Here is a 24,917-nt window from a genome sequence, read left to right as displayed (position 1 = left end):
CGCATTGCATGACCACTGAACAAGACCGTGCAGCCCGCAAGAAGGCCATTATCGACCGGTTGATGTCGCTTGAAGCGCAAGAGCTTGCAACGGCGCAGGCGCATTACGATGCGTTTTTGAAAGATGCCCAGTTGGACGACCGGGAAGGTCACGACAAGGATGACATTGCCGCATCGCGGGAAAACGCCGATCTGGCGGCTGCCTTTGATGCGCCGGTCCATGCGCATCATGCAAAGATTGATGTCATCGAAAATACCGATTTCAGCCTTGCCGACACGGTCAGGCCAGGAGCTGTGATCAAGTTCAACAACCGCAGATTTGTTGTGTGTGTTTCAACAACGCGGTTTGAAGTGGATGGCAAAACCTATATGGGTATTTCAACCCAAAGCCCCATATATCTGGCGATGGCAGGTCTGCAAAAGGGCGACGTCTTTACCCATAACGGCACCGAATTCGAGGTGCAGGACGTTCTGTAAAACGGGACGGGCAGCGCTGCGTCAGGCGCGGCGCTGCGGAACAACCTGTTGGGCGATGCCTGCGAAGGTCAGGTACAGGCTGGTGATGACCAGCCCCCAATGGGCCCAGCTTTCGGGGTGAAAATCGACCCATGCGGCCCAACCCGCGAAGAACGTCCATGCCAGCGCCATCGGCAAAGTCAGGCTGCGCCAGCGCTCGGTGCGCACGGGATGAACGAATTTCAGCGGCAGAAACATGGCCAGCGACAGCAGGGTGACCAGCAGCAGGATGATCCAGAAATTCGGTTCCAGTGCGAAGATCACGATCACGAACATGTTCCAGCACCCGGGAAAACCGGAAAAGGAATTGTCCTTGGTCTTCATGCGTGTATCCGCGAAATACATCGCGCTGGCAAATGTGATGACGATGATCGCGAACCATCCGGTCCAGCCGTCCATCAGCCCCGATTTGAACAGGGCAAAAGCCGGAATGAACACATAGGTCAGGTAATCTATGATCAGATCCAGCAGAACGCCGTCGAACTCGGGCGCGTTGTGCTTGACGTGATAATGTCGCGCCAGCGGGCCATCTATACCGTCTACAATGAAAGACACGACAAGCCAAAGATACATAAGGCTCCATTTCTCTTCGACCGCGGCCAGCATGGCCAACATGGCAAAAACAGCGCCTGTTGCAGTAAAGAGATGAACGGAAAGAGCTTTGAATCTGAGTGTCATGCGAGCGTCATGACCGATGCGCGTCCGAGATGCAAACCAAAAGCCCGGGTTTTCGAGTCATGTGCACGTCAGGCTTTGGGATGCGCGCGGTTGTAGACCTTCATTAACCTCGCTGTGTCCACTGCCGTATACGCCTGCGTCGTCGACAAAGAGGCGTGGCCAAGAAGCTCTTGGATGGCACGCAGGTCGCCTCCGGCTGACAGCAGGTGGGTGGCAAAGCTGTGCCGCATCGCGTGGGGTGTTGCGGTTGAGGGCAACCCCAATTGCATACGCGCCTTGGCCATAACCCCTTGGATTGCACGTGGGTTCAATGGCCCGCCACGGACGCCTCGAAACAGGGCTTTGTCCTGTGCTTGTGGATGGGGGCATAACTTCAGGTATCTATCGACCGCTTCGCGGGCGGCAGGAAGAACCGGTACGACCCGTTCTTTGTCGCCTTTCCCGACGATGCGCAGCGTGGCGGGCAAAGGCACGTCCGCTCCGGTCAGGGACAGCGCCTCGGATATGCGCAGGCCGCATCCGTACAGCAGCGTCACAACCGCGACGTCGCGCGCCGCGACCCAGTCGGATGTGGATTGCAGTTCCACCGTATCGATCATGGCGCGGGCTGCATCTTCGGCCAGTGGCCGGGGCAGTTTCTTGGTGAATTTCGGCGCGCGGGTGGACAGAACGGCGGTGGGCTCGAACCCCTCACGCTCTGCCAGCCAACGGTAGAAGCTTTTGACCGCCGACAGTTTGCGCGCCAAAGACCGCGCGCTGACGTCCGCGCCGCGCTGATCCGCCATCCAGGCGCGCATATCCGACACTGTGATCCGTTCCAGCGCCTTCAGGCCATGCCGTTCGGCGTGATGCAGGGTCATGAACGTCAGAAACTCGACGACGTCGCCACGATAGGCGTTTAGCGTATTCTCGGATCGTCCGGCCAGTGCGCTCAGGCCGTCCAGCCAATGCTGAAGCGCGTCGCGGCAGGCAGGCGAGATCAGGCTCACGACAACCAGTGGCGCATCGAGCGTTCGAACACGCCGGCAAAAAAGGCCAGAAGATCGGTGCCCAGCTGCGGTGTGAAATGCCGCGGGTCGCGGGCGGCCATGACGATCATGCCAGGCAGGCGACCGGCCCCGAGGTCCAGCTTCAGGCAGGCCTCGGAACGAAGCTGATCGGCCTGTGACCCGAAAATACGCCGACTCGGCTGATGGATTTCCCGCAAGATCACATCCCGCGCAGGACCGCCGCGATCAATGGTCAGGTACCGGTCGATGAAACCGGGTTCCGCAATCGTCAGGACCCCGCCCAACGTGTCGATTGCGGGATCGTTCTGAACCACGGTTGTTTCCAGAACCAGCGTAACGCTGTCGACGCGCAGGATGTCCGCCACATCGGCGCCCAGCGTGCGCAGGAAATCTTCGAACTCGACAGGTTCCAACAATCGCAGAATGGCGCGGTGGACCTGATTGGTGCCCGCGAGGTTTTCATAGGCCGCAGCGATGACGGAACGGTGGGTGTCTTCCAGCCGATCCAGTCGCGCCTCGAGCCGTTGCATCGCAATGCCGCGCAGGTCAATCACGTTGTCGCCGCGCGCTTGCTCGTTGGCAGCGACAAGCGCCTGCATCAGGTCTTTGTCGTCCAGTACGACATCCGGCTCGGCCAGAATCGCCGCGCGGAGGTTATCCTCGAGTTTGGGGGTGCTGCTCATGTCCCGTCCGGTCTTTTTTTGTTGTCGCGCTTATAACATGCCGGACCGGATTTGCCTTGGAAAAAATGCACGCAAGGGTGGATTTCCTTGCATGCTGTGGCAAGAGGCTCCCGCCCGCCATGCCTGATCACAGAACAGGCATTTGGCCGTTGGGCCGGGCGCGGCGCCTTTCGGCACCGCGCGGTCGGGTCTGGGATCAGAGGATCTTCTGACCGGTTTTGGCCCAGTCCGCGAGGAAGGTTTCCAGACCTTTGTCCGTCAACGGATGGTCGGCCAGTTTCTTGATCACGGCAGGCGGTGCGGTGATCACATCGGCCCCGATGCGGGCGCTGTCGGTCACGTGGTTGACGGTCCGGATCGATGCTGCAAGGATTTCGGTCTCGAACCCGTAGTTGTCATAGACCTGACGGATGTCTGCGATCAGGTCCATGCCGTCGAGGTTGATATCGTCAAGCCGTCCGATGAAAGGCGAGATGAATGTCGCGCCCGCTTTTGCAGCCAGAATCGCCTGATTGGTTGAGAAGCAGAGTGTCACATTGACCATCTGGCCTTCGTCGCTGAGCGTCTTGCAGGTTTTCAGGCCGGCCCATGTCAGCGGCACTTTGACGGCGATATTCGGCGCGATCTTGGCCAGTTTGCGGCCTTCGGCGATCATGTCGTCAGCTTCGGTGGCGACAACCTCGGCCGATACCGGGCCATCGACCAGATCACATATCTCTTTGGTCACTTCCAGAATGTCGCGACCTGACTTCAGGATCAGCGAAGGGTTGGTGGTTACGCCGTCCACCATGCCCAGATCGTTCAGTTCGGCGATGGCGTCGATCTCGGCGGTGTCTACGAAGAATTTCATGAGGGCAGTCCTTTGATGGGTTGGCCTTGGTCGCGGATGGCTTTACCTCAAAGAGACCCCTGCTGGAACCCCCTGCGAAGGATATGCCGTGAGCGCTAACGGATTTTTCGACCAAGGAGAGCTGGTTGCGGTGCTTACAACGCAGCCGCTTGACCGGACGCTGGATTACAAGGCGCCCGAAGGCGGGTGCGTTCTGGGCGCTTTTGTCGAGGTTCCTTTGGGCCCGCGCAAGGTTCTGGGGGTGGTTTGGGGGCCGGGGCAGGGCGGCTTTGACCTGAGCAAGGCGCGCTCGGTGATCCGGGTTCTAGATGTTGCACCGATGCGTGAAGAGATGCGGGTGTTTCTGGAAAAGGTCGCCGATTACACTCTGACACCCATGCCTGCGATGCTGCGTCTGGCGACGCGGGCACCGGGCTTGGGTGATCCGCCCTCGATGCGCAAGGTCTATCGGCTGGGTGAAGGTCAACCAGAACGAATGACAGACGCCCGGGCCCGGGTTTTGGGGGTATTGCGCGACTATGGCGGGCTGGCTTTTACCTTGAAGGAACTCGCCGAGCAGGCGGGTGTAACGTCATCTGTTGTCAAAGGGTTGGTCAAACAAGGCGCCGTGCGCGAAGAGGACAGCCCGCGCGACCTGCCTTATCCTCATCTTGATCCGGACCTTCCCGGGAAAGACCTGACAACGGATCAGGCTGCGGCGGTCGAACGGCTTCAGGCCGGGCAGCGGACCGGCGATTACGGCACCACGCTGCTGAAAGGCGTTACCGGTTCCGGTAAGACCGAGGTTTATTTGGAGGCTGTGGCCGAGGCACTGCGCATGGGGCGGCAGGCCTTGGTTCTGCTGCCCGAGATTGCCCTAACCGCAGAATTTCTGACCCGGGTCGAGGCGCGGTTCGGTGCGCGCCCGGCGGAATGGCATTCCGGCGCAACCATGACGGAACGGCGGCGGGTCTGGCGGATGGTCGGGCAGGGCAATGCGCAACTGGTCGTTGGCGCCCGGTCGGCGCTGTTTCTGCCATTTCGCGATCTGGGGCTTGTGGTCGTCGATGAGGAACACGACACGTCCTACAAACAGGAAGACGGCGTGCACTACAGCGCACGCGACATGGCGGTTCTGCGCTCGGCGATCTGTGGCGCGCGGGTGATTCTGGCCAGTGCGACACCTTCGCTGGAAAGTTGGGCCAATGCCGAGGCGGGCAAGTACGAAAGGCTTGACCTGACCTCGCGCTTCGGAGCGGCGGTATTGCCCGAGATGAAGCCCATCGACATGCGGGTCGAGCAGATGCCGCCCGGAACGTGGGTTTCTCCGTCTTTGCGGCAAGCGGTACAGCAGCGGATCGAAAAAGGCGAACAATCGCTGTTGTTCATCAACCGCCGTGGCTATGCGCCGGTCACCTTGTGCCGGGCCTGTGGCGAGCAGATCGCCTGTGATCAGTGCGACGCACGCATGGTCGAGCATAGGTTTCTCAAGCGATTGATGTGCCACCAATGCGGCGAAACCAAGCCGATGCCCGAAGCCTGCCCCTCCTGCGGCGTGGAGGGTAAGCTTGCCCCGGTCGGGCCGGGGATCGAACGGCTGGCGGAAGAAGCCGAGGCGACCTTCCCCGAGGCGAAAATCGCGATGCTGAGTTCCGATCTTTTTGGTTCAGCCCGGGCATTGAAAGCCAAGATTGAAGAGATCGCCGCCGGGGATGCCGACATCATCATCGGTACGCAATTGGTGGCCAAGGGGCACAACTTCCCCAAGCTTACATTGGTCGGTGTGATTGACGCTGACCTTTCCCTGCACGGCGCGGATCTGCGCGCGGCTGAGCGTACGTTTCAATTGATGCGGCAAGTGGCGGGGCGCGCGGGACGGGCGGACAAGCCGGGGCAGGCGCTTTTGCAGACCTTTCAACCGGAACACCCGGTGATCCGGGCCATCCTGTCGGGTGATGAGGAAGGGTTCTGGAAAGCCGAGGCAGCGGGTCGACAGGCAGCAGGCGTGCCACCCTATGGTCGCATGGCCGGGATCGTGCTGTCGGGCCCCGAGGTCGGACCGGTCTTCGATATCGGCAATGCAATGGCCCGCAACGATGCGCGCCTGCGCGCCATCGGTGCTCAGGTCTTTGGCCCCGCGCCTGCACCCATTGCGCGTATACGCGGCCGCCACAGAGTGCGCTTGTTGGTGAAAGCACCGAAAGGGGCGCCGATTCAGGATGCCATCGCCCGCTGGATCGCCCCATTGCGTCTGAAGGGCGATATCCGCCTGACCGTCGATATCGACCCACAGAATTTTTACTGACCTCTGCATCTGTGCAGGGTGATTGTGCGCAGACCGCTTCCCTCTCGCCAAAGCAGCGAAATGGGCGTAGAGGGGTCTCATGCTGAAACCCATGCCCCTTACCGAGGCGCAGAGCCTGCCGTTCTGGCGCCGCCCCATCACGCTGTTGTTCATGATGGCGCTGACCATGCCCATTGCGTTCAACGCATGGAGCGCGCTGCTGAACAACTTTGTTATTGAGGTGGCGAACTTTGATGGCGCGGATATCGGTCTGCTGCATACAGTGCGCGAGATTCCGGGGTTTCTGGCGGTTGGCGTGATTGCCGTCATCATTTTCATTCGCGAGCAGGTGCTGGCGATGATCTCTCTGATAATGCTTGGTGTCGCAACGGCGGTGACCGCGTGGTTCCCCAGCCTGGGCGGGTTGCTGTTTGTGACCTTGTTTAGCTCGATCGGGTTCCATTACTACGAGACCGTGAACCAGTCGCTTCAATTACAGTGGCTGCCCAAGGATCGTGCTCCGCAGGTGCTGGGATGGCTGGTTGCGATGGGATCGGCGGCGACCATGGTGGTGTATGGGCTGATCGTACTGACCTGGGATCGCTTTGATCTGTCCTACAACTTTGTATTCATGGCGTCGGGTGGAGTTACGGCTGCGTTGGCACTGTTCTGTCTGTTCGCCTATCCGCAATTCGATGCGCCCACGCCGCAGACCAAGAAACTGATCCTGCGTCGCCGGTATTGGCTGTATTATGCATTGCAGTTCATGGCAGGCGCGCGGCGGCAGATATTTGTCGTCTTTGCCGGGTTCATGATGGTCGAGAAATTCGGCTTTGAAGTGCATGAGCTCACCAGCCTTTATCTGATCAATCTGATGATCAACATGATGGCCGCCCCATTGCTGGGAAAGGCGGTGGCAAAGTTCGGTGAGCGGCGCACGCTGATATTTGAATATACCGGTCTGGCCATCGTGTTCGCAGCCTATGGCGGCATCTATTGGTTCGGCTGGGGTGTTCTGCTTGCGGCAATCCTTTATGTGATCGACCACGTGCTGTTTGCGCTGGCATTGGCGTTGAAAACCTATTTCCAGAAAATCGCCGACCCTGCTGATATCGCGCCGACCGCTGCGGTGGCCTTTACGATCAATCATATTGCGGCGGTGTTTTTGCCCGCTGTGCTTGGCCTGCTTTGGGTCGTGTCGCCGGGCGCTGTGTTTGGCCTGGCCGCGGCGATGGCGATCGTTTCGCTGCTGTTGTCGCTGTTGATCCCGCGTCACCCCGAGCCCGGCAACGAGACCATCCTGACCAAATACGCTCCGGCCCCTGCGGAATAGGTCTCGGCGCTTGACCTTGACGGCGCGGCGTCCTAGGCGCGGTGTCAATCGAGACAGGAGGCCCCAATGCCCACATTCACCGCACTGACGACGCTGACAGGTAAGAAGGCCGCCGAAGGTCTGGGCGAGGCGATGGAACGTCTGGAGCCAGAGCCAACCGGCGTTGGTGTGTTCGAAGTCGAAGACGGATCCGGCCTGTGGGAGGTCGGCGGATATTTCACCGAAGCCCCCGACGAGACCGCACTGGCGGTTCTGGCCGCGGCATTCGACGCCAAACCGTTTGTTGTTTCAGAACTGCCGGAAACCGACTGGGTTGCGCATGTACGACGCGAGCTTGCGCCCGTCGAGGCGGGGCGTTTCTTTGTCTATGGAAGCCATGATGCCGACAAGCTGCCCAAAGGTCGCATTCCATTGCTGATCGAGGCCGCAATGGCCTTTGGCACCGGCCACCATGGTACGACGTTGGGGTGCCTCAAGGCCTTTGACAGATTGCTGGACGAAGGGTTCACCGCGGCGAAAGTGGCGGATATCGGCTGCGGCACCGCCGTTCTGGCCATGGCCGCAGCCCGGGTTTGGGACGGCGACATCATTGCCAGTGACATTGATGAAGTGGCCGTTGACGTGGCCGAAGCCAACCTCAAGGCGAACGGGATGTCCGGTTCCGTACGGTGCGTGGAAGCCGCTGGTTTCGACCACCCCGATCTCAGGGCGCACGCGCCCTACGACCTGATCTTTGCCAATATTCTCAAAGGTCCTCTGGTCGCCCTCTCGCCGGAAATCGCGGCGAATCTGCGTCCCGGAGGGTATGCAATCCTGTCGGGGATCCTCAACGAACAGGCCGATGATGTGGTGTCCGTTTATTCTCAAAATGAATTCAATCTTACCCATAGGGACGAGATTGGTGAATGGACGACCCTAATCTTAATGAAACAGGGCGCAAACTAGGCTATTTGCAGGAGTTTTGTGGAATTTTGCCACGTTTTTGTCGTAATCTCTTTTTACCGTTTTCTGACTGAAGTCGAGGGGGGCGGTTTTTGGAGGCTGCCATGACGGGTAAACAACTGGAGTTCACTCAGCGCGTTAATCGCCTGAACAAAAAACATCAAAAGATGAGCCGTGGCTATCGCGCGACGATGCGAAAGGATGGCCTGGTGGTCATGAAGCCGCAGCGGGTAAGCTCGGCAGTGCCGGCCAGGGTGCTGTTGCTTACGCTTCTGAGTGTTGTGGCGTTCAAGGCGTTTCTTTTGTCCAGCCTTGGCCCGACCGGATACCAATATCGGATCGACAGTTTGAACGAAGGCACATCGGTCGAAAAAGCAGGTGCCTGGGTGATGCAGATCGACCCGGTGTCGCAGGCGATTGCCGTGCAACTCAACAAGATTTTATACTGAATCTCAGTTTTGACTCAGTTCTCGGACGAAAAACACCGCGTGCCCGGGGCGCGCGGTGTTTCTGTTTGCCCCTCAAGGGAGGAGGAAGGGGCGTATGCGAGTGGTGGTCGGTATTACCGGCGACCTTGGGCGATGGCGTCGATGTCGCCACGGCACAGGCCGATATCTTCCAGTTCACGATCGGTTAGACCGGTCAGCGCGTTGCGGGTAACGCGGGCGTCATTCCATTCGACGGCGGCGTTCACGGCCGATACAAAAAATGCGCCGATACGGCCAACGAGGCCGAACGAGCCAGTGGAGGCGAAGCGGGTGGTGTCCAGTGCAGCCATATCCTGTTTCCTTCTGGTTGGTGTTCACTTTGCGGTCTTGCGATCTGCCCGGCATCTAGTGCCGCCAAATCGCCCGCACAAGTTCAGTTTTTGCATGTGTCCTATGCGTTTCCTGCAATGCTCCAAAAGGCTGTAATCCCCTTAAATAATTGGTGAAAACGCGTTCACAAAAGTGTCGAATTCAGACTTTTTGAAGTCGCAAATGGCGTGTTGAGTCGCCTATGGGATAGGTGTGTCGTTTCCAGGCTTTGGGTCAATTCGCTTGGAAAATGTTCACGCTTCGTGCTAGGCGTTGAAAAAAGATCACAGAACCCGAGCAGGCCGAGGCAAAACATGCGAATTCTGGGCATTGATCCGGGGCTTAGGACCCTGGGGTGGGGCGTCATCGAATCAAATGGCAGCCGCCTGAGCCACGTGGCCAACGGTTTGTGCAAGTCGGATGGGGATGATCTGGGTGAGCGGCTGTTGTCTCTCCACAACCAGATTGTCGAAGTCATCGCCGATCATCAACCAGACCAGGCAGCCATCGAACAGACCTTTGTGAACAAGGATGGCGCCGGTACGCTCAAACTGGGTCAGGCGCGAGGCGTGGCGTTGCTGACGCTGGCACAGGCCGGATTGCCGGTGGGGGAATACGCCCCGAACCGGGTCAAGAAAACGGTCGTGGGTGTCGGGCACGCGGAAAAGGAGCAGGTGTTGCACATGGTCAAACTGCAATTGCCCGGATGTCAGCCCAAGGGCGCGGATGCAGCAGATGCTCTGGCGATTGCGATTTGCCATGCCTATTACGGCAAGACCCAACAGGCGCGTGTGAAAGAGGTACGGGCATGATCGGAAAACTCACCGGAAGGCTGGACTATCGCGCAGCAGATCACGTGCTGATCGATGTCCGGGGTGTGGGATACATCGTCTATTGCTCTGACCGGACCATGGCTGCACTGCCGGGTGTAGGCGAGGCGGTTTCGATCTATACGGACATGGTCGTGCGCGAGGACCTGATGCAGCTTTATGGCTTTCTTTCGCTGGTCGAGAAGGAATGGCATCGCCTTTTGTGCTCGGTTCAGGGGGTCGGAGCGAAAGTCTCTCTGGCGATCCTCAGCGCGCTGGGGCCGGACGGTGTCAGCCGCGCGATCGCACTGGGAGATTGGGCGGCGGTCAAGGCGGCGAAAGGTGTGGGCCCGAAAACGGCGCAGCGGATCGTTCTGGACCTCAAGGACAAGGCGCCGGGCGTGATGGCCATGGGTGGCACGGTGACCGATGCGATGGATGGACCTTCGATCGAAGTTGTAGAGCCTGTCGAGGCAGCGCCTGCTCGGAAGCGGACGCCAAAACCAGCCTCTGGGGCCGCTGCGGCATCAGCGGGTGCGCTGTCAGCCTTGTCCAATCTGGGTTATGGGCCGTCGGATGCAGCAGCCGCGGTTGCCGAGGCGGCCGCCAACAACCCAGATGCAGACGAAGCGGGTCTGATTCGTGCCGCGCTGCAATTGCTGGCTCCGAAAGGCTGAATGAATGGTAGACGCTGATCCCACTGTGCGCCCCGATCCATTGCCCGAGGACAACGACCGCGCACTGCGCCCGCAGGGCTTGGATGAGTTCATCGGTCAGGCCGAGGCACGCGCCAATCTGCGCATCTTCATCCAATCCGCCCGCCAGCGGGGCGAGGCGATGGATCACACGTTGTTCCATGGCCCTCCGGGGTTGGGCAAGACGACGCTGGCGCAGATCATGGCGCGTGAACTGGGGGTGAATTTTCGCATGACGTCAGGGCCGGTTCTGGCGAAAGCGGGCGATCTGGCTGCGATCCTGACCAATCTCGAAGCGCGGGATGTCTTGTTCATCGACGAAATCCACCGCCTGAACCCGGCGGTGGAAGAGGTGCTTTACCCCGCGATGGAAGATTTCGAGCTTGATCTGGTGATCGGCGAGGGGCCCGCCGCGCGAACGGTTCGGATCGAGTTGCAACCCTTCACGCTTGTCGGGGCCACGACGCGCATGGGTTTGCTGACCACACCTTTGCGCGACCGGTTTGGTATTCCGACCCGGTTGCAGTTCTACACCGTGGACGAGTTGCATGAGATCGTCACCCGAAACGCGCGGAAGCTCGGCGCTCCGGCAGATGATGAGGGCGCACGCGAGATTGCGCGCAGGTCACGCGGAACACCGCGCATCGCCGGACGTCTGCTGCGGCGGGTGGTGGATTTCGCCATTGTCGAAGGAGATGGACGGATCACCCGCGAGCTGGCTGACGGAGCCTTGACGCGGCTGGGGGTGGACCATTTGGGACTGGATGGTGCGGACCGCCGGTATCTGAAACTGATCGCCGAGAATTACGGTGGTGGTCCCGTCGGGATCGAAACGATGTCAGCCGCCTTGTCTGAAAGCCGTGACTCGCTGGAAGAAGTGATCGAGCCCTTTCTGTTGCAACAGGGGTTGATCCAGCGAACACCGCGTGGGCGGATGTTGGCGCAAAAGGCCTGGACGCATCTGGGCATGACTGCACCCAAACGGCAAAGCGATCTGTTCGGTTGAAGCTTGCGCTTGGAAATTTTATGCCTTCGGCGAGAGTATTTTCGAAAAGATGAAGGCCTGACCGTGACACCGGAAGAGATTGAGGCGCTGTTCACGCGCGAAAGCGGTGAGTTTCTGTTTGCCCGCTGGGGACGACCCATCGTGCCGATCGTGTTTGGTGTTGAAGATGAAACGCTGTCCACTGTGAAGGGCGCCTTCGAGGCGGTTGTCACCTTGGCCGGTCACAAAATGGCCGAAACCGACCCCGAACTTGGTGCCAACTGCATGGTCTTCTTCTTCCGGGATTGGCAAGAGCTGCTGGACGTGCCTGATCTTGATCGTCTGATCCCCGATCTGGCACCATTGGTCGGGCGCTTGGTTGAAGCGGATGCAAACCAGTATCGCATTTTCCGGTTCGAGGAAGATGGCGTGATCCGTGCGGCTTTTGTTTTTCTGCGCATGGACAAGCAGTTGTCCAAGATACCGGCGGAAACGCTGGCGCTGAGCCAGGTGGTGCAGACCATCCTGCTTTGGTCCGATACTGCGTTTCGGACGCAATCTCCGCTGGCCGTGGCGGGCGAAACGACGATCCTTCGCCCTGATATTGCTGCGTTGATTCGAGCTGCTTACGATCCGGTTTTGCCGGGTTCGGCGCAGGATGCGTCTCATGCGCTCAGGTTGTTTGCCCGGTTGGAGCCACTGCAATGAAACATACCTACCTGGTTCGCGTATTTTATGAAGACACCGACATGGGCGGCGTCGTCTATCACGCGAACTATCTGCGGTATATCGAACGTGCGCGTTCGGATTGGGTGCGCAATCTGGGCAATGACCAGAACGCGATGCGGGAAGAGGGCATTGTTTGGGTCGTGCGGCGGGTCGAGGCCGATTACCTTTCGCCCGCCAGGTTCGATGACGAACTGATCGTCGAAACCGAAGTTACGGAAATCTCGGGTGTGCGGCTGACCATGGCGCAGCTGGTCCGGCGCGGCGAGACCGAGATTTTTCGCGCCTCGGTCACTGCCGTTTGCATCAACAAGGATGGCAGGCCGATCCGGCTTCCGGCAGAGATTCGCGCATTGATGTAACAATTTGCGGGTCAGGGGTGGTTATGTTGGCATTTCAGCCCCAACTGCGTTAGCGTTTGGCAAAACAAGGCCAAACAAACGGCCGTCAGGCAAAAACAAAGAGCAGGTTCATGGAAGCTGAAACGCTGGCGCTGGCGCAGGAGATCGATTTCTCCATGTGGGGGCTGTATGCCCGCGCGACCTTTATCGTCAAATTGGTGATGTTGATGCTGATCGGTGCATCCATCTGGTCCTGGGGCATCATCATTCAGAAGCTGATCAATTATCGCGCGGCCCGTCGCGAGGCGCAGGCATTTGACGAGAGCTTCTGGTCCGGCAACCCTTTGGACGAGCTGTTCGAGCAGATCGGAACCCAGCCGGATGGCAGTTCTGAAAAGATTTTTGCTGCCGGAATGATCGAATGGCGCAGGTCGCACCGAAATGATGGCGGATTGATTGCCGGAGCGACCGCGCGGATAGACCGGTCCATGGATGTGGCCATAGCGAAAGAGGCAGAGACCTTGCAGAAAGGTCTGCCAATCCTGGCCACGGTTGGATCGACTGCGCCGTTCATCGGCCTGTTTGGTACCGTCTGGGGCATCATGAATGCGTTTATCGAAATCGCCGAACAGCAGAATACCAATCTGGCGGTCGTGGCCCCGGGTATTGCCGAGGCACTATTGGCAACGGGGCTCGGCCTTCTGGCCGCGATCCCGGCGGTTATTTTCTACAACAAGCTCAGTGCAGACTGTGACCGCATCGTGGGCGGCTATGAGGCCTTTGCCGACGAGTTCGCGACCATCCTGTCGCGTCAGTTGGACAGCTGACAATGGGCGCGGCGGTTCAGCAATCCTCGGGTGGAAACGGGCGCAGACGCGGTCGGCGTCGCGGGCGCGCGCAACCCATGGCCGAGATCAACGTGACACCGTTTGTGGATGTCATGCTGGTTTTGCTGATCATCTTCATGGTGGCCGCGCCATTGCTGACCGTCGGTGTTCCGGTAGATCTGCCCAAGACCGCTGCCAGTGCTTTGCCCGGTGACAATGAAGAACCTTTGACCGTGACCCTGACGGCAGATGGACGTGTGCAGATCCAGACAACAGACGTGTTGCGCGAGGAACTGATCGGTAAGCTGCGGGCCATCGCCGCAGAGCGGAGCAGTGACCGGGTTTTCCTGCGCGCCGATGGCGCGATTCCTTACGCGCAGGTCATGCAGGTCATGGGCGCGCTGAACGCGGGCGGGTTTTCCAACGTTGGGCTTGTGACCGATACGGGCGGGCCGACGCTGGACGAAGGTGGAGAGTGAGGGCGCACGGTGGATACCGGCACCAAGATTTCGGCGATTGCGCATGTCAGCCTGATCGGAGTGGCGCTTTTCGGCGGCACCTTCCGGTCCGAGCCTTTGCCGATGGCCGTACAGGATGTGTCCGTGATCACCGCTGAACAATTCGCGGCCATGACGGCTCAGCGGGATGCGCCTGAGATCCCAGAGGTGCCGGCGGCATTGCAACAACCGCCCGAACCACAGGCTGATAGCACGCCGCCAGAACCTGTGGTCGAGGAACAGCCCCGCCCTGAACCCGTCGTGCCTGCCGAACCCGAACCCGAGCCTGCGCCCGTTATCGTCGAAGCACCGCCGGAACCGGACGTGCCGGATGAGCTGCCGGTACTGACAGAGCCCGAGGTCGAACCTGTCGCACAGCCTGTGCCTCCGGGGCCTGAGGCGCAGCCGCGCCCGTCCGATCGTGTTGCCCCCGAGGCCATAGCGCCACCACCGCCCGAGGCAAAACCGGATGATTTCGAAACGCCGCCCGTTTCACTGGATGAGGGCGCCGAGGTGCAGCAGGAACAACAGGATCAGACCGCGCCGGAAGAAGCGGCCCCCGAGATCGTGACCGAGGCAGAGGAAACCAAAGAGCAGTCTCCGCTTACGTCTCCGCGACCGCGGGTGCGTCCGAACCGCCCAAGCCCACCGCCCGAACCCGTTGTGGCAGAGACGCCCGAGGCGGCGCCCGAACCGAACGCGCAGGCCGACGAGGCCGCGATCAATGACGCTCTGGCCGAAGCCTTGGGCAGTGGAACCCAGCCATCCGGCCCACCGCTTACCAGCGGCGAGAAGGACGCGATGCGATTGGCCGTGTCCAAGTGCTGGAATGTGGGCTCTTTGTCTACGGATGCACTGAGTACTGTGGTCGTTGTGGCTTTTTCGCTAAACCGTGATGGTACGGTTGTGGATGGCAGCATTCGGATGCTGGACAGTTCTGGTGGGTCTGCTGGCGCGGCCAATCAGGCCTATCAGGCCGCCCGGCGCGCGATTTTGCGCTGCGGGGCCAGAGGATATGACTTGCCTGCTGACAAATACGCTTATTGGCAGGATGTTGAGATTACATTCAATCCCGAGAGGATGCGGATCAAATGATGAAACTTCTGACCAGCCTCTTTGTCGGCCTGACGCTGATGTCTACGCCGGTTCTTGCACAGAACAGTCCCTTGCGGCTGGAATTGGACCAGGGCATTATCGAACCATTGCCCTTTGCGGTGCCGAACTTTGTTCCTGATGGCCCGTCAGCGGCGCAATATGCACAGGACATCTCGCGCGTGGTGGCCGCTGATCTGACAGGAACCGGGTTGTTTCGCGAGATCTCTTCGGATGCCTTCATCAGTCGGGTCAGCAGCTTTGAGGCTCCGGTTCAGTTCGCCGATTGGAAAGCGATCAATGCTGATGCGCTGATCACGGGTGCAGTCAATGTTTCGGGCAAGAACCTCACGGTTCGATTCCGGGTCTGGGATGTGTTTTCGGGTCAGGAATTGGGCAATGGGCTGCAATTGGCAGGCACCACCGAGGGCTGGCGGCGCATGGCTCACAAAGTGGCCGATCAGGTGTACAGCCGGATTACAGGCGAGGGCGGATATTTTGACAGCCGCGTGGCCTTTGTTTCGGAAAGTGGGCCGAAAAACCAACGCCTGAAACGTCTGGCGATCATGGATTATGATGGCGCGAACGTGCAGTACATGACCGACAGTGCCGCAATCGTTCTGGCGCCGCGCTTTTCGCCTACTGGCGATCGGTTGCTGTACACCAGCTATGAAAGCGGAAGCCCGCGCATCTATGTTCTGGATGTGGGCCGCGTCAAACGGCAGGAACTGAAGACGCAGGACGGAACCATGAGCTTTTCGCCCCGCTTTTCGCCGGATGGCCGGTCGATCGTGTATTCCTTGATTCAGGGCGGAAACACGGATCTGTGGAAAATGGATCTGGCGTCGGGGCAAAGCACTCGTCTGACCAACACGCCAGCGATTGAGACCGCCCCCAGCTATTCGCCGGATGGCAGCCGGATCGTGTTTGAAAGCGACCGTTCGGGTACACCTCAGCTGTACGTGATGCCCGCGAATGGCGGTGAGGCCACGCGGATCAGCTTTGGCTCGGGTCGTTATGGCACGCCGGTATGGTCGCCGCGCGGCGATCTGATTGCCTTTACCAAGCAAAACCAGGGCCGCTTCCACATCGGGGTGATGCGCACGGACGGATCAGAAGAACGATTGTTGACCGCATCGTTTCTGGACGAAGGCCCAACCTGGTCGCCCAATGGCCGCGTCATCATGTTCACCCGTGAAACGCAGGGTGCCAGCGGCCGGGCCTCGCTGTATTCGGTGGACATCTCGGGCCGCAACTTGCGCCCGGTGCGAACACCGGATGGCGGCAGTGATCCGTCATGGGGCCCACTACAGAATTGATCGCAGCAAAGTTCACAACGAATCGTCCCTGTGGTAGACAGGCGGCAACAATCAAAACACGAGGCACTTGAAATGAATGTATTGAGCAAAGTCCTGGCGTTGGGCGCGCTGAGTGTGATCGCCGCCTGTACGAACAATGACCCATCCGCCTTGGGCGGCAGCGGTGCCGGCGGCACAGGCGCAATCGTACCGGGCTCGCCCAGTGACCCGCGTTCGCCTGCGTATTTCCAGCAGACCGTCGGGGATCGTGTTCTGTTCGCCGTGGACCAGTCCACCCTGACACCACAGGCGCAGACCGTGTTGCAAGGGCAAGCGGACTGGCTTCTGGCCAATCCGGATTTTGTTGCCACGATCGAAGGTCACGCGGACGAGCAGGGTACGCGCGAGTATAACCTTGCGCTGGGTGCGCGTCGCGCAAATGCCGCTCGTGAGTATCTGATTTCGCGCGGTGTTGCTGGCAACCGTCTCAAAACCGTCAGCTACGGCAAGGAGCGCCCAATCGAGATTTGCAGCGTTGAGGAATGCTATTCCAAGAACCGCCGCGCAGTGACTGTGCTGACCGGATCAACACTGGGGTAAGACAATGCGTATGGCAGGATGGGTATTGGCGGCGGTCATGGCGACAGCCGGTGTTGCACAGGCACAGGATCAGCAAACCCTGGCCGACATACGTCAGGAGCTGACGGTGCTGCATGTGGAAATTCAGCGTCTGAAGCGCGAGTTTTCCACCACAGGTTCGCCCGCGCCAAACTTGTCCGGCAGTTCGGTCCTCGATCGGGTTGATGCCATTGAAGCGGAACTGCAACGCCTGACCCGTCAGACCGAGCAGCTGAACCAGCGTGTGCAAAACATTGTCTCGGACGGCACCAATCGCATCGGAGATCTGGAGTTCCGCCTGTGCGAGCTTGAGGCAAACTGCGAGATTTCAGGCGAACCGACCAGCACACTGGGCGGAGAGGGCACAGATGTAGGTACGGCCGTTATCACGCCTGCCACGCCATCCCAAACCGATCAGGGTGAACTGGCCGTGGGCGAGCGGGCGGATTTCGACGCGGCATCGCAAGCACTGGCCGATGGGGATTACCAGACTGCGGCTGATTTGTTTGCGCAGTTTGATACGAACTATCCCGGCAGCCCCCTCGCGCCCGAAGCGAATCTGAAACGTGGTCATGCGCTTGAAGGCCTTGGCGACACCCGCGAAGCGGCACGGGCGTTCTTGGCAAGCTTTACCGGAGATTCCGAAGGAGCATTTGCCCCCGAGGCCCTGTTCGAGTTGGGCGCGGCGCTGGGGCGTCTGGGGCAGACCGATCAGGCCTGCATCACGCTCAATGAAGTTGGCGTGCGCTTTCCATCCGCACCGGCGTTTGCGGATGCGACGCAAGAGATGTCTGCGCTGGGGTGTTCTTGAACCGTCACAGCGAAAACCTGCTTGCAGAGCTTCGCGCCCGGCTTCCCGAAAGGCTTCCGCCTAAACTGGGCGTGGCGGTCTCGGGCGGTGGGGATTCCGTCGCGTTGATGCATCTTTTGCATCAAATCGCCCAAAACGAAGAGATCGCCCTTTTTGTGGCCACGGTCGATCACGGCTTGCGCCCCGACGCAGCGCAAGAGGCCGTGACAGTGTCGCGCCAGGCCGCTGCTTTGGGGCTGCCGCATGACATTTTGCATTGGGCGGGTTGGGACGGATCGGGCAATGTTCAGAATGAGGCCCGCAAGGCGCGTTACAGCCTGCTTGCCGGTTGGGCGCAACAGCGCGGAATCGACGCCATCGCGTTGGGGCACACGGCGGATGATCAGGCGGAAACGTTGCTGATGCGACTGGGTCGTTCATCAGGTGTTACGGGACTGTCCGGCATGTCGGCAAACCGGCAATGGGAAGGTGTGACATTGCTGCGGCCAATGCTGGGGATCACACGCAAGGATCTGAGAACCTACCTGACCGGTATCGGCGCAACATGGGTCGAAGATCCGTCGAATCAGGACCCTCGTTTCGACCGGATCAAGGCACGAGAGGCCGTGTCCGGCCTCAAACCACTGGGAATTGACGCGCTTTCATTGTCGCGAGTGGCCGAAAATCTGGCGCAGGCCCATGCAGCCCTGGTTGTGTTTGCGCAGGAATCCGCACGGAATGTCGCCCAGGTCGAACAAAGCGACGTGAAGGTGGACAGGGCCGGTTTTGCCGCATTGCCCAAGGAAATCCGACGCCGCGTGTTGCTTGGATGCATTGCCTGGATCGCAGGGCAGGGATATCCCCCGCGTCAGGCGGCGGTCGAGCAGGCCATGAAGGCCATAACCGACGGGCGGGCAGGGTCGCTCAGCGGTTGCCTGTTGGTCCCGGAAGGGATGAGTGTTTGGATTTGCAGGGAATTCAAGGCCGTGGAGGCTCGGGTTTCAGCACGTGACGAAGTTTGGGATGGCAAATGGGTCTTGACCGGGCCCGAGATTTCCGGTGCCGAGATCCGCGCTCTGGGTGAAGACGGGCTGCGACAGGTGGCCGAATGGCGCGAAACAGGCCGGCCCAGGCTGGCCTTGAGTGCGACGCCCGCGGTCTGGAAGGGGGGCGTGGTGCTGGCCGCTCCGCTTGCGGGATTTGCGAACGGATGGCACGCGGACACGATGCCGGAATGGCCCGAGTTCCACGCATCTTTTTTATCGCATTGAACATACCACAATCCTCTCTATTTTAAGAGGTAACTTGGCAGCTCCTCACCTGCCGGAACTTTTGGGAGAATTTCCTTGGGCAACGCTCGCAATATCGCGTTTTGGGTCGTTCTGTTTCTGCTGATCCTTGCACTGTTCAATCTGTTCAGTGGACCGGGCGGAACGCTTCAGAGCAATGAAAGAACTTATTCCGATTTCGTCGGCGCCGTGCAAAGCGGTGAAGTCAAGAACGTGACGCTGGACGGCGAACAGATCCGCTATACGACCGAAAGCGGTGCGACTTACGTCACGATCAAACCCGGCGACGCCGAGGTCACCAAGCTTTTGATCGATGAGAACATCCCGGTTCAGGCGGTCAAGCAACAGCAGTCGGGCTTCCAGTCTTTCCTGATCACGCTCTTGCCGTTCCTGCTTCTGATCGGTGTCTGGGTCTATTTCATGAACCGGATGCAGGGCGGCGGCAAAGGCGGTGCGATGGGCTTTGGCAAGTCGAAGGCCAAGATGCTGACCGAAAAGCATGGCCGCGTCACATTTGACGACGTGGCGGGCATCGACGAGGCCAAGGAAGAACTGGAAGAGATCGTTGAATTCCTGCGCAACCCACAGAAGTTCAGCCGTCTTGGCGGCAAGATCCCCAAGGGCGCGCTGCTGGTCGGTCCTCCGGGTACTGGTAAAACACTGCTGGCCCGCGCCATCGCGGGTGAGGCGGGTGTGCCGTTCTTCACCATTTCGGGGTCCGACTTCGTCGAGATGTTCGTGGGTGTCGGTGCATCCCGTGTCCGGGACATGTTTGAACAGGCCAAGAAGAATGCGCCTTGTATCGTCTTCATCGACGAGATCGACGCCGTGGGTCGCCATCGTGGCGCTGGCTACGGCGGTGGTAATGACGAGCGCGAACAGACCCTCAACCAGTTGCTGGTTGAGATGGACGGGTTTGAGGCCAACGAAGGCGTGATCATTCTGGCGGCCACCAACCGCAAAGATGTTCTGGATCCGGCGCTGCTGCGTCCAGGCCGTTTTGACCGCAACGTGACCGTTGGTAACCCCGACATCAAAGGCCGTGAGAAAATTCTGGGCGTGCACGCACGTAAGACGCCTCTGGGCCCCGATGTCGATCTGCGGATCATCGCGCGCGGTACGCCGGGCTTCTCGGGTGCCGATCTGGCGAACCTTGTGAACGAGGCCGCGCTGATGGCCGCCCGCGTGGGTCGCCGCTTTGTCACTATGGAAGATTTTGAAAACGCCAAGGATAAGGTGATGATGGGCGCCGAGCGCCGCTCGATGGTGCTGACCCAGGACCAGAAGGAAAAAACCGCCTATCACGAGGCGGGGCATGCCGTTGTCGGCCTGACCCTGCCGTTGTGCGATCCTGTCTACAAAGCCACGATCATTCCGCGCGGTGGTGCGCTGGGTATGGTGGTTTCGCTGCCTGAAATGGATCGCCTGAACTACCACCGTGATGAGTGTGAGCAAAAGCTGGCCATGACCATGGCCGGCAAAGCCGCCGAGGTTATCAAATACGGTGAAGACCACGTTTCGAACGGCCCGGCCGGGGACATCATGCAGGCCAGCCAGTTGGCGCGTGCCATGGTGATGCGCTGGGGCATGTCGGACAAGGTCGGTAACATCGACTATGCCGAGGCGCACGAAGGCTATCAGGGCAACACCGCAGGGTTCTCGGTGTCGGCGCATACGAAAGAGTTGATCGAAGAAGAGGTGAAACGCCTTATCCAGCAGGGTTATGAGCGCGCGCACCAGATTCTGACCGAACAGCGCGAAGAATGGGAACGCCTGGCGCAGGGCTTGCTTGAATACGAAACCCTGACGGGTGATGAGATCAAGCGTGTCATGAATGGTGAATCACCCACCGAGGATGATGATGAAGGCGACAAGCCGGATGAAGGCAGCGCGCCCAGTGTCACGGCCATTCCCAAGACAAAGGCCAAGAAATCTCCGCCCGATGGCGGGATGGAGCCTGAACCCACCGCTTAGTCAAAAAAGACCCGGCGCATAGTCCGGGTCTTTTTTCTTTTCATCGGTGTTTTGCCGGGCAATATGCACGCAAGAAAAAAAGCGAAAAGGGAAGGCTGTGCCATTTTTGCGTGAAACCGAATTTGCCGCCGAAGCAGTCTGGCTTGGCCATGTCCCTGCGGGAACCTCTTTGCGGGCCCAGGCTGTTGACACGCTGGATTTGTGTTTTGACGGCGTGAAGGGTGAGCGCCACGAAGGCCTAAATCGGGCGTCCTGTGTCAGGGTCTCGAACCTTTACCCGAAAGGCACTGAAATTCGAAACGTGCGTCAGCTTTCAGTTTTGTCCGAGGAGGAATTGCAGCAAATTGCGCAGGACATGGGGTTGGATCAGCTTGACCCGTCCTGTCTTGGGGCTTCCATTGTGCTGCGTGGGATCCCGGATTTTTCGCATATCCCCCCGTCTTCACGTCTTCAGGCAACGAGCGGGGCGACGATAACGGTGGACATGGAAAACGCCCCTTGTGTTCTGCCGGGGCGCGAGATCGAAGCGGATCAACCGGGGCATGGCGCAGCTTTCAAACCTGCGGCGGCCGGGCGTCGGGGCATCACCGGATGGGTCGAACGTCCGGGGCGCATTCAACTGGGGGATCGGCTGAAGCTGTTTGTTCCGGATCAACCTGCCTGGGCTTGGGAAAACGGGCTTGTTTCCGATTAGAAACCCCTGAAACGAACTTACGACGCTTCGCGACGCCAGAATGTCGGAATCCATGGCTATCGGGATTGTACACAAGGGTATGGAATGCACAGCGCCGACGCCCCGCGTCGGTTTTGCACGGTATTCAATCAAGGACCCCGGCCAATGAGCTACAAATCCGATATCGAAATCGCCCGCGAAGCGAACAAAAAGCCGATTCAGGAAATCGGTGCCAAGATCGGCATCGACTCTGCGGATCTGCTGCCTTACGGCCACGACAAGGCGAAGGTCAGCCAGAACTTCATCAACTCGGTTCAGGACCGCGAAGACGGCAAGCTGATCCTGGTGACTGCAATCAACCCGACCCCGGCAGGTGAGGGCAAGACCACGACCACAGTGGGTCTGGGTGACGGCCTGAACCGCATCGGCAAGAACGCGATGATCTGTATCCGCGAAGCCTCGCTTGGCCCGAACTTCGGTATGAAGGGCGGCGCCGCGGGTGGCGGTTATGCGCAGGTCGTTCCGATGGAAGAGATGAACCTGCACTTCACCGGTGACTTCCACGCCATCACTTCGGCTCACTCGCTGCTGTCGGCGATGATCGACAACCACATCTATTGGGGTAACGAGCAGGAGATTGACACCCGCCGCGTCGCATGGCGCCGTGTGGTCGACATGAACGACCGTGCCCTGCGTCAGATCACAGCTTCACTGGGTGGTGTATCGAACGGCTTCCCGCGTGAGGCGGGTTTTGACATCACCGTAGCGTCCGAAGTCATGGCGATCCTCTGCCTGGCGAACGACCTGAAAGACCTGGAAAAGCGTCTGGGCGACATCATCGTTGCTTATCGCCGCGACAAGACACCGGTCTACTGCCGTGACATCAAGGCCGAAGGCGCAATGACCGTTCTGCTGAAGGACGCGATGCAGCCGAACCTGGTGCAGACGCTGGAAAACAACCCGGCCTTCGTCCACGGCGGCCCGTTCGCGAACATCGCGCATGGCTGTAACTCGGTCATCGCGACCAAGACCGCTCTGAAAGTCGCCGACTATGTCGTGACCGAAGCCGGTTTCGGTGCGGATCTGGGTGCCGAGAAGTTCATGAACATCAAATGCCGCAAGGCGGGCATTGCCCCGTCGGCAGTTGTTCTGGTTGCGACCGTGCGCGCGATGAAGATGAACGGCGGCGTTGCCAAAGCCGATCTGGGTGCGGAAAACGTTGAGGCCGTCAAATCAGGCTGTGCCAACCTGGGCCGTCACATCGAGAACGTGAAGTCGTTTGGCGTGCCGGTTGTCGTCGCCATCAACCACTTCGTCACCGATACCGATGCCGAAGTTCAGGCGGTGAAAGACTATTGCGGCGAGCACGGCGTCGAGGCGGTTCTGTCGCGTCACTGGGAGCTAGGTTCCGAAGGGTCTGCGCCGTTGGCCGAGAAAGTCGTCGAAATCGTCGAAGGTGGCACCGCGAACTTCGCACCGATCTACCCCGACGAAATGCCTCTGTTCGAGAAGATTGAAACCATCGCCAAGCGCATCTACCGCGCTGACGAGGTTCTGGCTGACAACAAGATCCGCAACCAGCTGCGTGAATGGGAAGAAGCCGGATACGGCAACCTGCCGGTCTGCATGGCAAAGACGCAGTATTCCTTCTCGACCGACCCATCGCTGCGCGGTGCACCCACCGGCCATTCGGTTCCGGTGCGCGAGGTACGCCTGAGCGCGGGCGCGGGCTTCATCGTGGTCGTCTGCGGTGAGATCATGACCATGCCGGGCCTGCCGCGCAAACCGGCTGCCGAAACCATCTGTCTCAATGACGCAGGTGAGATCGAGGGCTTGTTCTAAGCCGCCGAATAGGACATCTCGTGGTCCGGGGATTCATTCCCGGGCCATGAGGAGATGACGATGCCCACTCTGACACCGCCTCAGAACTGCAACACGATGCAGGAGCTGCGGGCTGAGATCGACAAGCTGGATCGCCAACTGATCGAAATGTTGGTGACGCGCGCGACGTATATTGACCGCGCGTCGCAGCTGAAACCGGGCGAGGGCCTTCCGGCCCGTATCCCGGAACGCGTCGAAGAGGTGGTGCAACGCGTGCGTGCAAGTTCGGACGCGCTGGGGATGGACCCGGATTTGGCCGAGAAGCTGTGGCGCATATTGATAGACTGGTCGATTGCACGCGAAGAGCGCGTGATTGGCACCGACTGACTGACCGGGCGTTCTGTGCGCCCGATCCGTTTTTTGAAAGAAGGGATCGAAGTATGGTAGCTCAGGTTATCGACGGTAAGGCCTTTGCCGCAAAAGTGCGCGGACAAGTTGCCGATCAGGTCGCAAAGCTGAAAGAAGAAAACGGCATCACCCCCGGCCTGGCCGTGGTTCTGGTGGGCGAAGACCCAGCCAGCCAGGTCTATGTCCGCTCGAAGGGCAAAATGACCGTTGAAGTCGGCATGAATTCATACGAGCACAAACTGGACGCCGCGACGTCGGAAGAAGATCTTTTGGCGCTGATCGACAAGCTGAACAACGACCCGGCCGTGCATGGCATTCTGGTCCAGTTGCCGCTGCCCGAACACCTGAACGAAGATCTGGTGATCAACTCGATCGACCCGGCCAAGGATGTGGATGGCTTCCACATTTCGAACGTGGGCCTGCTGGGTACCGGTCAAAAGTCGATGGTGCCCTGCACCCCGCTGGGCTGCCTGATGATGCTGCGTGACAACCACGGTTCGCTTTCCGGCATGGACGCCGTTGTGATCGGTCGCTCGAACATTGTGGGCAAACCGATGGCGCAGCTGCTGCTGGGCGATAGCTGCACCGTGACCATCGCGCATTCGCGCACCAAGGATCTGCCGGACGTCGTACGCCGTGCCGATATCGTCGTGGCTGCCGTGGGGCGTCCGGAAATGGTGCCGGGTGACTGGATCAAGGAAGGCGCGACCGTGATCGATGTAGGCATCAACCGCATCGAACGCGACGGAAAGAACAAGCTGGTCGGTGACGTGGACTATGCCAGCGCGTCCCAGCGTGCTGGCGCCATCACTCCGGTTCCGGGGGGGGTAGGTCCGATGACCATAGCATGCCTGTTGGCCAACACTTTGACTGCGTGCTGCCGCGCCAACGCTCTGCCCGAACCAGAAGGTTTGACGGCGTAAGGTAATCTGGTCGGGTCGATCATGTCGGCCCGGCACATCCCTCGGTTGTGCATGACTTCGCGGGACAATCATCGGACGCT

27 protein-coding genes are annotated in these 24,917 nt (G+C 59.6%); 22 read left to right on the top strand and 5 right to left on the bottom strand.

All coding sequences use genetic code 11. The features are described from left to right. Window positions 1-8 precede the first annotated feature (8 nt). Window positions 9-476 carry a hypothetical protein gene (locus GS612_RS14530; RefSeq protein WP_152457211.1) on the top strand — a complete coding sequence of 156 codons (468 nt, stop codon included), beginning with the start codon at window positions 9-11 and terminating at the stop codon, window positions 474-476. Window positions 477-497: 21 nt separating this feature from the next. Here the strand turns inward: GS612_RS14530 and GS612_RS14525 are convergent, their stop codons facing one another. The 4 genes from GS612_RS14525 to fsa form a co-directional block, all read right to left on the bottom strand. Next, on the bottom strand, window positions 498-1,193 hold the full coding sequence (locus GS612_RS14525) for a phosphatidylcholine/phosphatidylserine synthase (protein ID WP_152457212.1): 696 nt from the start codon (window positions 1,191-1,193) through the stop codon (window positions 498-500). 68 nt (window positions 1,194-1,261) lie between these two features. Next, on the bottom strand, window positions 1,262-2,182 hold the full coding sequence (locus GS612_RS14520) for a tyrosine-type recombinase/integrase (RefSeq protein WP_171641271.1): 921 nt from the start codon (window positions 2,180-2,182) through the stop codon (window positions 1,262-1,264). Next, entirely contained in the window at window positions 2,179-2,886 is a 708-nt protein-coding gene (locus GS612_RS14515; RefSeq protein WP_152457214.1) for a DUF484 family protein, read from the bottom strand. The genes GS612_RS14520 and GS612_RS14515 overlap by 4 nt, the downstream gene beginning before the upstream one ends. 196 nt (window positions 2,887-3,082) lie before the next feature. Next, the gene (gene fsa / locus GS612_RS14510; RefSeq protein ID WP_152457215.1) at window positions 3,083-3,736 is read right to left on the bottom strand and encodes a fructose-6-phosphate aldolase; all 654 of its coding nucleotides are present in this window, start codon (window positions 3,734-3,736) and stop codon (window positions 3,083-3,085) included. Between the two features lie 88 nt (window positions 3,737-3,824). On the opposite strand from fsa, the gene GS612_RS14505 reads away from it, so the two are divergent. The 4 genes from GS612_RS14505 (at window position 3,825) to GS612_RS14490 (ending at window position 8,723) form a co-directional block, all read left to right on the top strand. Beyond that, entirely contained in the window at window positions 3,825-6,020 is a 2,196-nt protein-coding gene (locus GS612_RS14505; RefSeq protein ID WP_171641269.1) for a primosomal protein N', read from the top strand. Window positions 6,021-6,099: 79 nt separating this feature from the next. Beyond that, complete coding sequence (locus GS612_RS14500; RefSeq protein ID WP_171641267.1) at window positions 6,100-7,332, top strand: MFS transporter; 1,233 nt, start codon at window positions 6,100-6,102, stop codon at window positions 7,330-7,332. A gap of 66 nt (window positions 7,333-7,398) precedes the next feature. Then, complete coding sequence (locus tag GS612_RS14495) at window positions 7,399-8,277, top strand: 50S ribosomal protein L11 methyltransferase (protein WP_171641265.1); 879 nt, start codon at window positions 7,399-7,401, stop codon at window positions 8,275-8,277. 89 nt (window positions 8,278-8,366) lie between these two features. Further along, window positions 8,367-8,723, top strand: a complete 357-nt coding sequence (locus GS612_RS14490; protein WP_224857539.1) for a hypothetical protein — start codon at window positions 8,367-8,369, stop codon at window positions 8,721-8,723. Window positions 8,724-8,836: 113 nt separating this feature from the next. Here the strand turns inward: GS612_RS14490 and GS612_RS14485 are convergent, their stop codons facing one another. Beyond that, window positions 8,837-9,052: a DUF1127 domain-containing protein gene (locus GS612_RS14485; RefSeq protein WP_152457219.1), complete on the bottom strand. Its 216-nt coding sequence runs from the start codon at window positions 9,050-9,052 to the stop codon at window positions 8,837-8,839. A 333-nt stretch (window positions 9,053-9,385) separates the two neighbouring features. Between GS612_RS14485 and ruvC the strand changes: the two genes are divergently transcribed. The 17 genes from ruvC to folD all read left to right on the top strand — a co-directional run bounded on the left by ruvC (window position 9,386) and on the right by folD (window position 24,837). Beyond that, the gene (ruvC, locus tag GS612_RS14480; protein ID WP_171117483.1) at window positions 9,386-9,883 is read left to right on the top strand and encodes a crossover junction endodeoxyribonuclease RuvC; all 498 of its coding nucleotides are present in this window, start codon (window positions 9,386-9,388) and stop codon (window positions 9,881-9,883) included. Then, window positions 9,880-10,557 carry a Holliday junction branch migration protein RuvA gene (ruvA, locus tag GS612_RS14475; protein WP_171641263.1) on the top strand — a complete coding sequence of 226 codons (678 nt, stop codon included), beginning with the start codon at window positions 9,880-9,882 and terminating at the stop codon, window positions 10,555-10,557. Before ruvC ends, ruvA begins: the two co-directional genes overlap by 4 nt. 4 nt (window positions 10,558-10,561) lie before the next feature. Further along, window positions 10,562-11,581, top strand: a complete 1,020-nt coding sequence (gene ruvB, locus GS612_RS14470; RefSeq protein WP_171616306.1) for a Holliday junction branch migration DNA helicase RuvB — start codon at window positions 10,562-10,564, stop codon at window positions 11,579-11,581. A 63-nt stretch (window positions 11,582-11,644) separates the two neighbouring features. Beyond that, complete coding sequence (locus GS612_RS14465; RefSeq protein WP_171641261.1) at window positions 11,645-12,268, top strand: hypothetical protein; 624 nt, start codon at window positions 11,645-11,647, stop codon at window positions 12,266-12,268. Beyond that, window positions 12,265-12,648: a tol-pal system-associated acyl-CoA thioesterase gene (gene ybgC / locus GS612_RS14460; RefSeq protein ID WP_171641259.1), complete on the top strand. Its 384-nt coding sequence runs from the start codon at window positions 12,265-12,267 to the stop codon at window positions 12,646-12,648. The genes GS612_RS14465 and ybgC overlap by 4 nt, the downstream gene beginning before the upstream one ends. A gap of 110 nt (window positions 12,649-12,758) precedes the next feature. Beyond that, window positions 12,759-13,454, top strand: coding sequence for a protein TolQ (tolQ, locus tag GS612_RS14455; RefSeq protein WP_152457225.1), 696 nt, complete (start codon window positions 12,759-12,761; stop codon window positions 13,452-13,454). Between the two features lie 2 nt (window positions 13,455-13,456). Then, window positions 13,457-13,933 carry a protein TolR gene (gene tolR, locus GS612_RS14450; RefSeq protein ID WP_152457226.1) on the top strand — a complete coding sequence of 159 codons (477 nt, stop codon included), beginning with the start codon at window positions 13,457-13,459 and terminating at the stop codon, window positions 13,931-13,933. 9 nt (window positions 13,934-13,942) lie between these two features. Then, window positions 13,943-15,046, top strand: coding sequence for an energy transducer TonB (locus GS612_RS14445; RefSeq protein ID WP_171641257.1), 1,104 nt, complete (start codon window positions 13,943-13,945; stop codon window positions 15,044-15,046). Beyond that, window positions 15,043-16,362 carry a Tol-Pal system beta propeller repeat protein TolB gene (gene tolB / locus GS612_RS14440; protein ID WP_152457228.1) on the top strand — a complete coding sequence of 440 codons (1,320 nt, stop codon included), beginning with the start codon at window positions 15,043-15,045 and terminating at the stop codon, window positions 16,360-16,362. The genes GS612_RS14445 and tolB overlap by 4 nt, the downstream gene beginning before the upstream one ends. Window positions 16,363-16,434: 72 nt before the next feature. Beyond that, window positions 16,435-16,941, top strand: a complete 507-nt coding sequence (gene pal / locus GS612_RS14435; protein WP_152457229.1) for a peptidoglycan-associated lipoprotein Pal — start codon at window positions 16,435-16,437, stop codon at window positions 16,939-16,941. 4 nt (window positions 16,942-16,945) lie between these two features. Continuing rightward, the gene (ybgF, locus tag GS612_RS14430; protein WP_171641255.1) at window positions 16,946-17,770 is read left to right on the top strand and encodes a tol-pal system protein YbgF; all 825 of its coding nucleotides are present in this window, start codon (window positions 16,946-16,948) and stop codon (window positions 17,768-17,770) included. Beyond that, the gene (tilS, locus tag GS612_RS14425; RefSeq protein WP_371809351.1) at window positions 17,761-19,020 is read left to right on the top strand and encodes a tRNA lysidine(34) synthetase TilS; all 1,260 of its coding nucleotides are present in this window, start codon (window positions 17,761-17,763) and stop codon (window positions 19,018-19,020) included. Before ybgF ends, tilS begins: the two co-directional genes overlap by 10 nt. A 75-nt stretch (window positions 19,021-19,095) precedes the next feature. Then, window positions 19,096-21,012, top strand: a complete 1,917-nt coding sequence (gene ftsH / locus GS612_RS14420; protein WP_152457232.1) for an ATP-dependent zinc metalloprotease FtsH — start codon at window positions 19,096-19,098, stop codon at window positions 21,010-21,012. 97 nt (window positions 21,013-21,109) lie between these two features. Further along, window positions 21,110-21,706 (top strand): MOSC domain-containing protein, encoded by a 597-nt coding sequence (locus tag GS612_RS14415; protein WP_171641251.1) that lies wholly within the window; start codon window positions 21,110-21,112, stop codon window positions 21,704-21,706. A 144-nt stretch (window positions 21,707-21,850) separates the two neighbouring features. Beyond that, window positions 21,851-23,527 carry a formate--tetrahydrofolate ligase gene (locus tag GS612_RS14410; RefSeq protein ID WP_171641249.1) on the top strand — a complete coding sequence of 559 codons (1,677 nt, stop codon included), beginning with the start codon at window positions 21,851-21,853 and terminating at the stop codon, window positions 23,525-23,527. Window positions 23,528-23,587: 60 nt separating this feature from the next. Continuing rightward, complete coding sequence (locus GS612_RS14405) at window positions 23,588-23,893, top strand: chorismate mutase (RefSeq protein WP_171117503.1); 306 nt, start codon at window positions 23,588-23,590, stop codon at window positions 23,891-23,893. Window positions 23,894-23,946: 53 nt separating this feature from the next. Further along, complete coding sequence (gene folD / locus GS612_RS14400) at window positions 23,947-24,837, top strand: bifunctional methylenetetrahydrofolate dehydrogenase/methenyltetrahydrofolate cyclohydrolase FolD (RefSeq protein WP_171641247.1); 891 nt, start codon at window positions 23,947-23,949, stop codon at window positions 24,835-24,837. The last annotated feature ends 80 nt before the right edge of the window (window positions 24,838-24,917 follow it).

This window comes from Ruegeria sp. HKCCD6157 (assembly GCF_013110685.1).
GTDB lineage: Bacteria > Pseudomonadota > Alphaproteobacteria > Rhodobacterales > Rhodobacteraceae > Ruegeria.
This window is presented reverse-complemented; position numbering and strand designations above follow the sequence as displayed.

What these genes read in the sequence shown, in the direction of transcription:
- GS612_RS14530 (WP_152457211.1), top strand. Translation starts at nt 9, where the DNA reads ATGACCACTGAACAAGACCGTGCAGCCCGCAAGAAGGCCATTATCGAC.
- GS612_RS14525 (WP_152457212.1), bottom strand. Translation starts at nt 1,193, where the DNA reads ATGACACTCAGATTCAAAGCTCTTTCCGTTCATCTCTTTACTGCAACA.
- GS612_RS14515 (WP_152457214.1), bottom strand. Translation starts at nt 2,886, where the DNA reads ATGAGCAGCACCCCCAAACTCGAGGATAACCTCCGCGCGGCGATTCTG.
- fsa (WP_152457215.1), bottom strand. Translation starts at nt 3,736, where the DNA reads ATGAAATTCTTCGTAGACACCGCCGAGATCGACGCCATCGCCGAACTG.
- GS612_RS14500 (WP_171641267.1), top strand. Translation starts at nt 6,100, where the DNA reads ATGCTGAAACCCATGCCCCTTACCGAGGCGCAGAGCCTGCCGTTCTGG.
- GS612_RS14495 (WP_171641265.1), top strand. Translation starts at nt 7,399, where the DNA reads ATGCCCACATTCACCGCACTGACGACGCTGACAGGTAAGAAGGCCGCC.
- GS612_RS14485 (WP_152457219.1), bottom strand. Translation starts at nt 9,052, where the DNA reads ATGGCTGCACTGGACACCACCCGCTTCGCCTCCACTGGCTCGTTCGGC.
- ruvC (WP_171117483.1), top strand. Translation starts at nt 9,386, where the DNA reads ATGCGAATTCTGGGCATTGATCCGGGGCTTAGGACCCTGGGGTGGGGC.
- ruvA (WP_171641263.1), top strand. Translation starts at nt 9,880, where the DNA reads ATGATCGGAAAACTCACCGGAAGGCTGGACTATCGCGCAGCAGATCAC.
- ruvB (WP_171616306.1), top strand. Translation starts at nt 10,562, where the DNA reads ATGGTAGACGCTGATCCCACTGTGCGCCCCGATCCATTGCCCGAGGAC.
- ybgC (WP_171641259.1), top strand. Translation starts at nt 12,265, where the DNA reads ATGAAACATACCTACCTGGTTCGCGTATTTTATGAAGACACCGACATG.
- tolQ (WP_152457225.1), top strand. Translation starts at nt 12,759, where the DNA reads ATGGAAGCTGAAACGCTGGCGCTGGCGCAGGAGATCGATTTCTCCATG.
- tolR (WP_152457226.1), top strand. Translation starts at nt 13,457, where the DNA reads ATGGGCGCGGCGGTTCAGCAATCCTCGGGTGGAAACGGGCGCAGACGC.
- tolB (WP_152457228.1), top strand. Translation starts at nt 15,043, where the DNA reads ATGATGAAACTTCTGACCAGCCTCTTTGTCGGCCTGACGCTGATGTCT.
- pal (WP_152457229.1), top strand. Translation starts at nt 16,435, where the DNA reads ATGAATGTATTGAGCAAAGTCCTGGCGTTGGGCGCGCTGAGTGTGATC.
- ybgF (WP_171641255.1), top strand. Translation starts at nt 16,946, where the DNA reads ATGCGTATGGCAGGATGGGTATTGGCGGCGGTCATGGCGACAGCCGGT.
- GS612_RS14410 (WP_171641249.1), top strand. Translation starts at nt 21,851, where the DNA reads ATGAGCTACAAATCCGATATCGAAATCGCCCGCGAAGCGAACAAAAAG.
- GS612_RS14405 (WP_171117503.1), top strand. Translation starts at nt 23,588, where the DNA reads ATGCCCACTCTGACACCGCCTCAGAACTGCAACACGATGCAGGAGCTG.
- folD (WP_171641247.1), top strand. Translation starts at nt 23,947, where the DNA reads ATGGTAGCTCAGGTTATCGACGGTAAGGCCTTTGCCGCAAAAGTGCGC.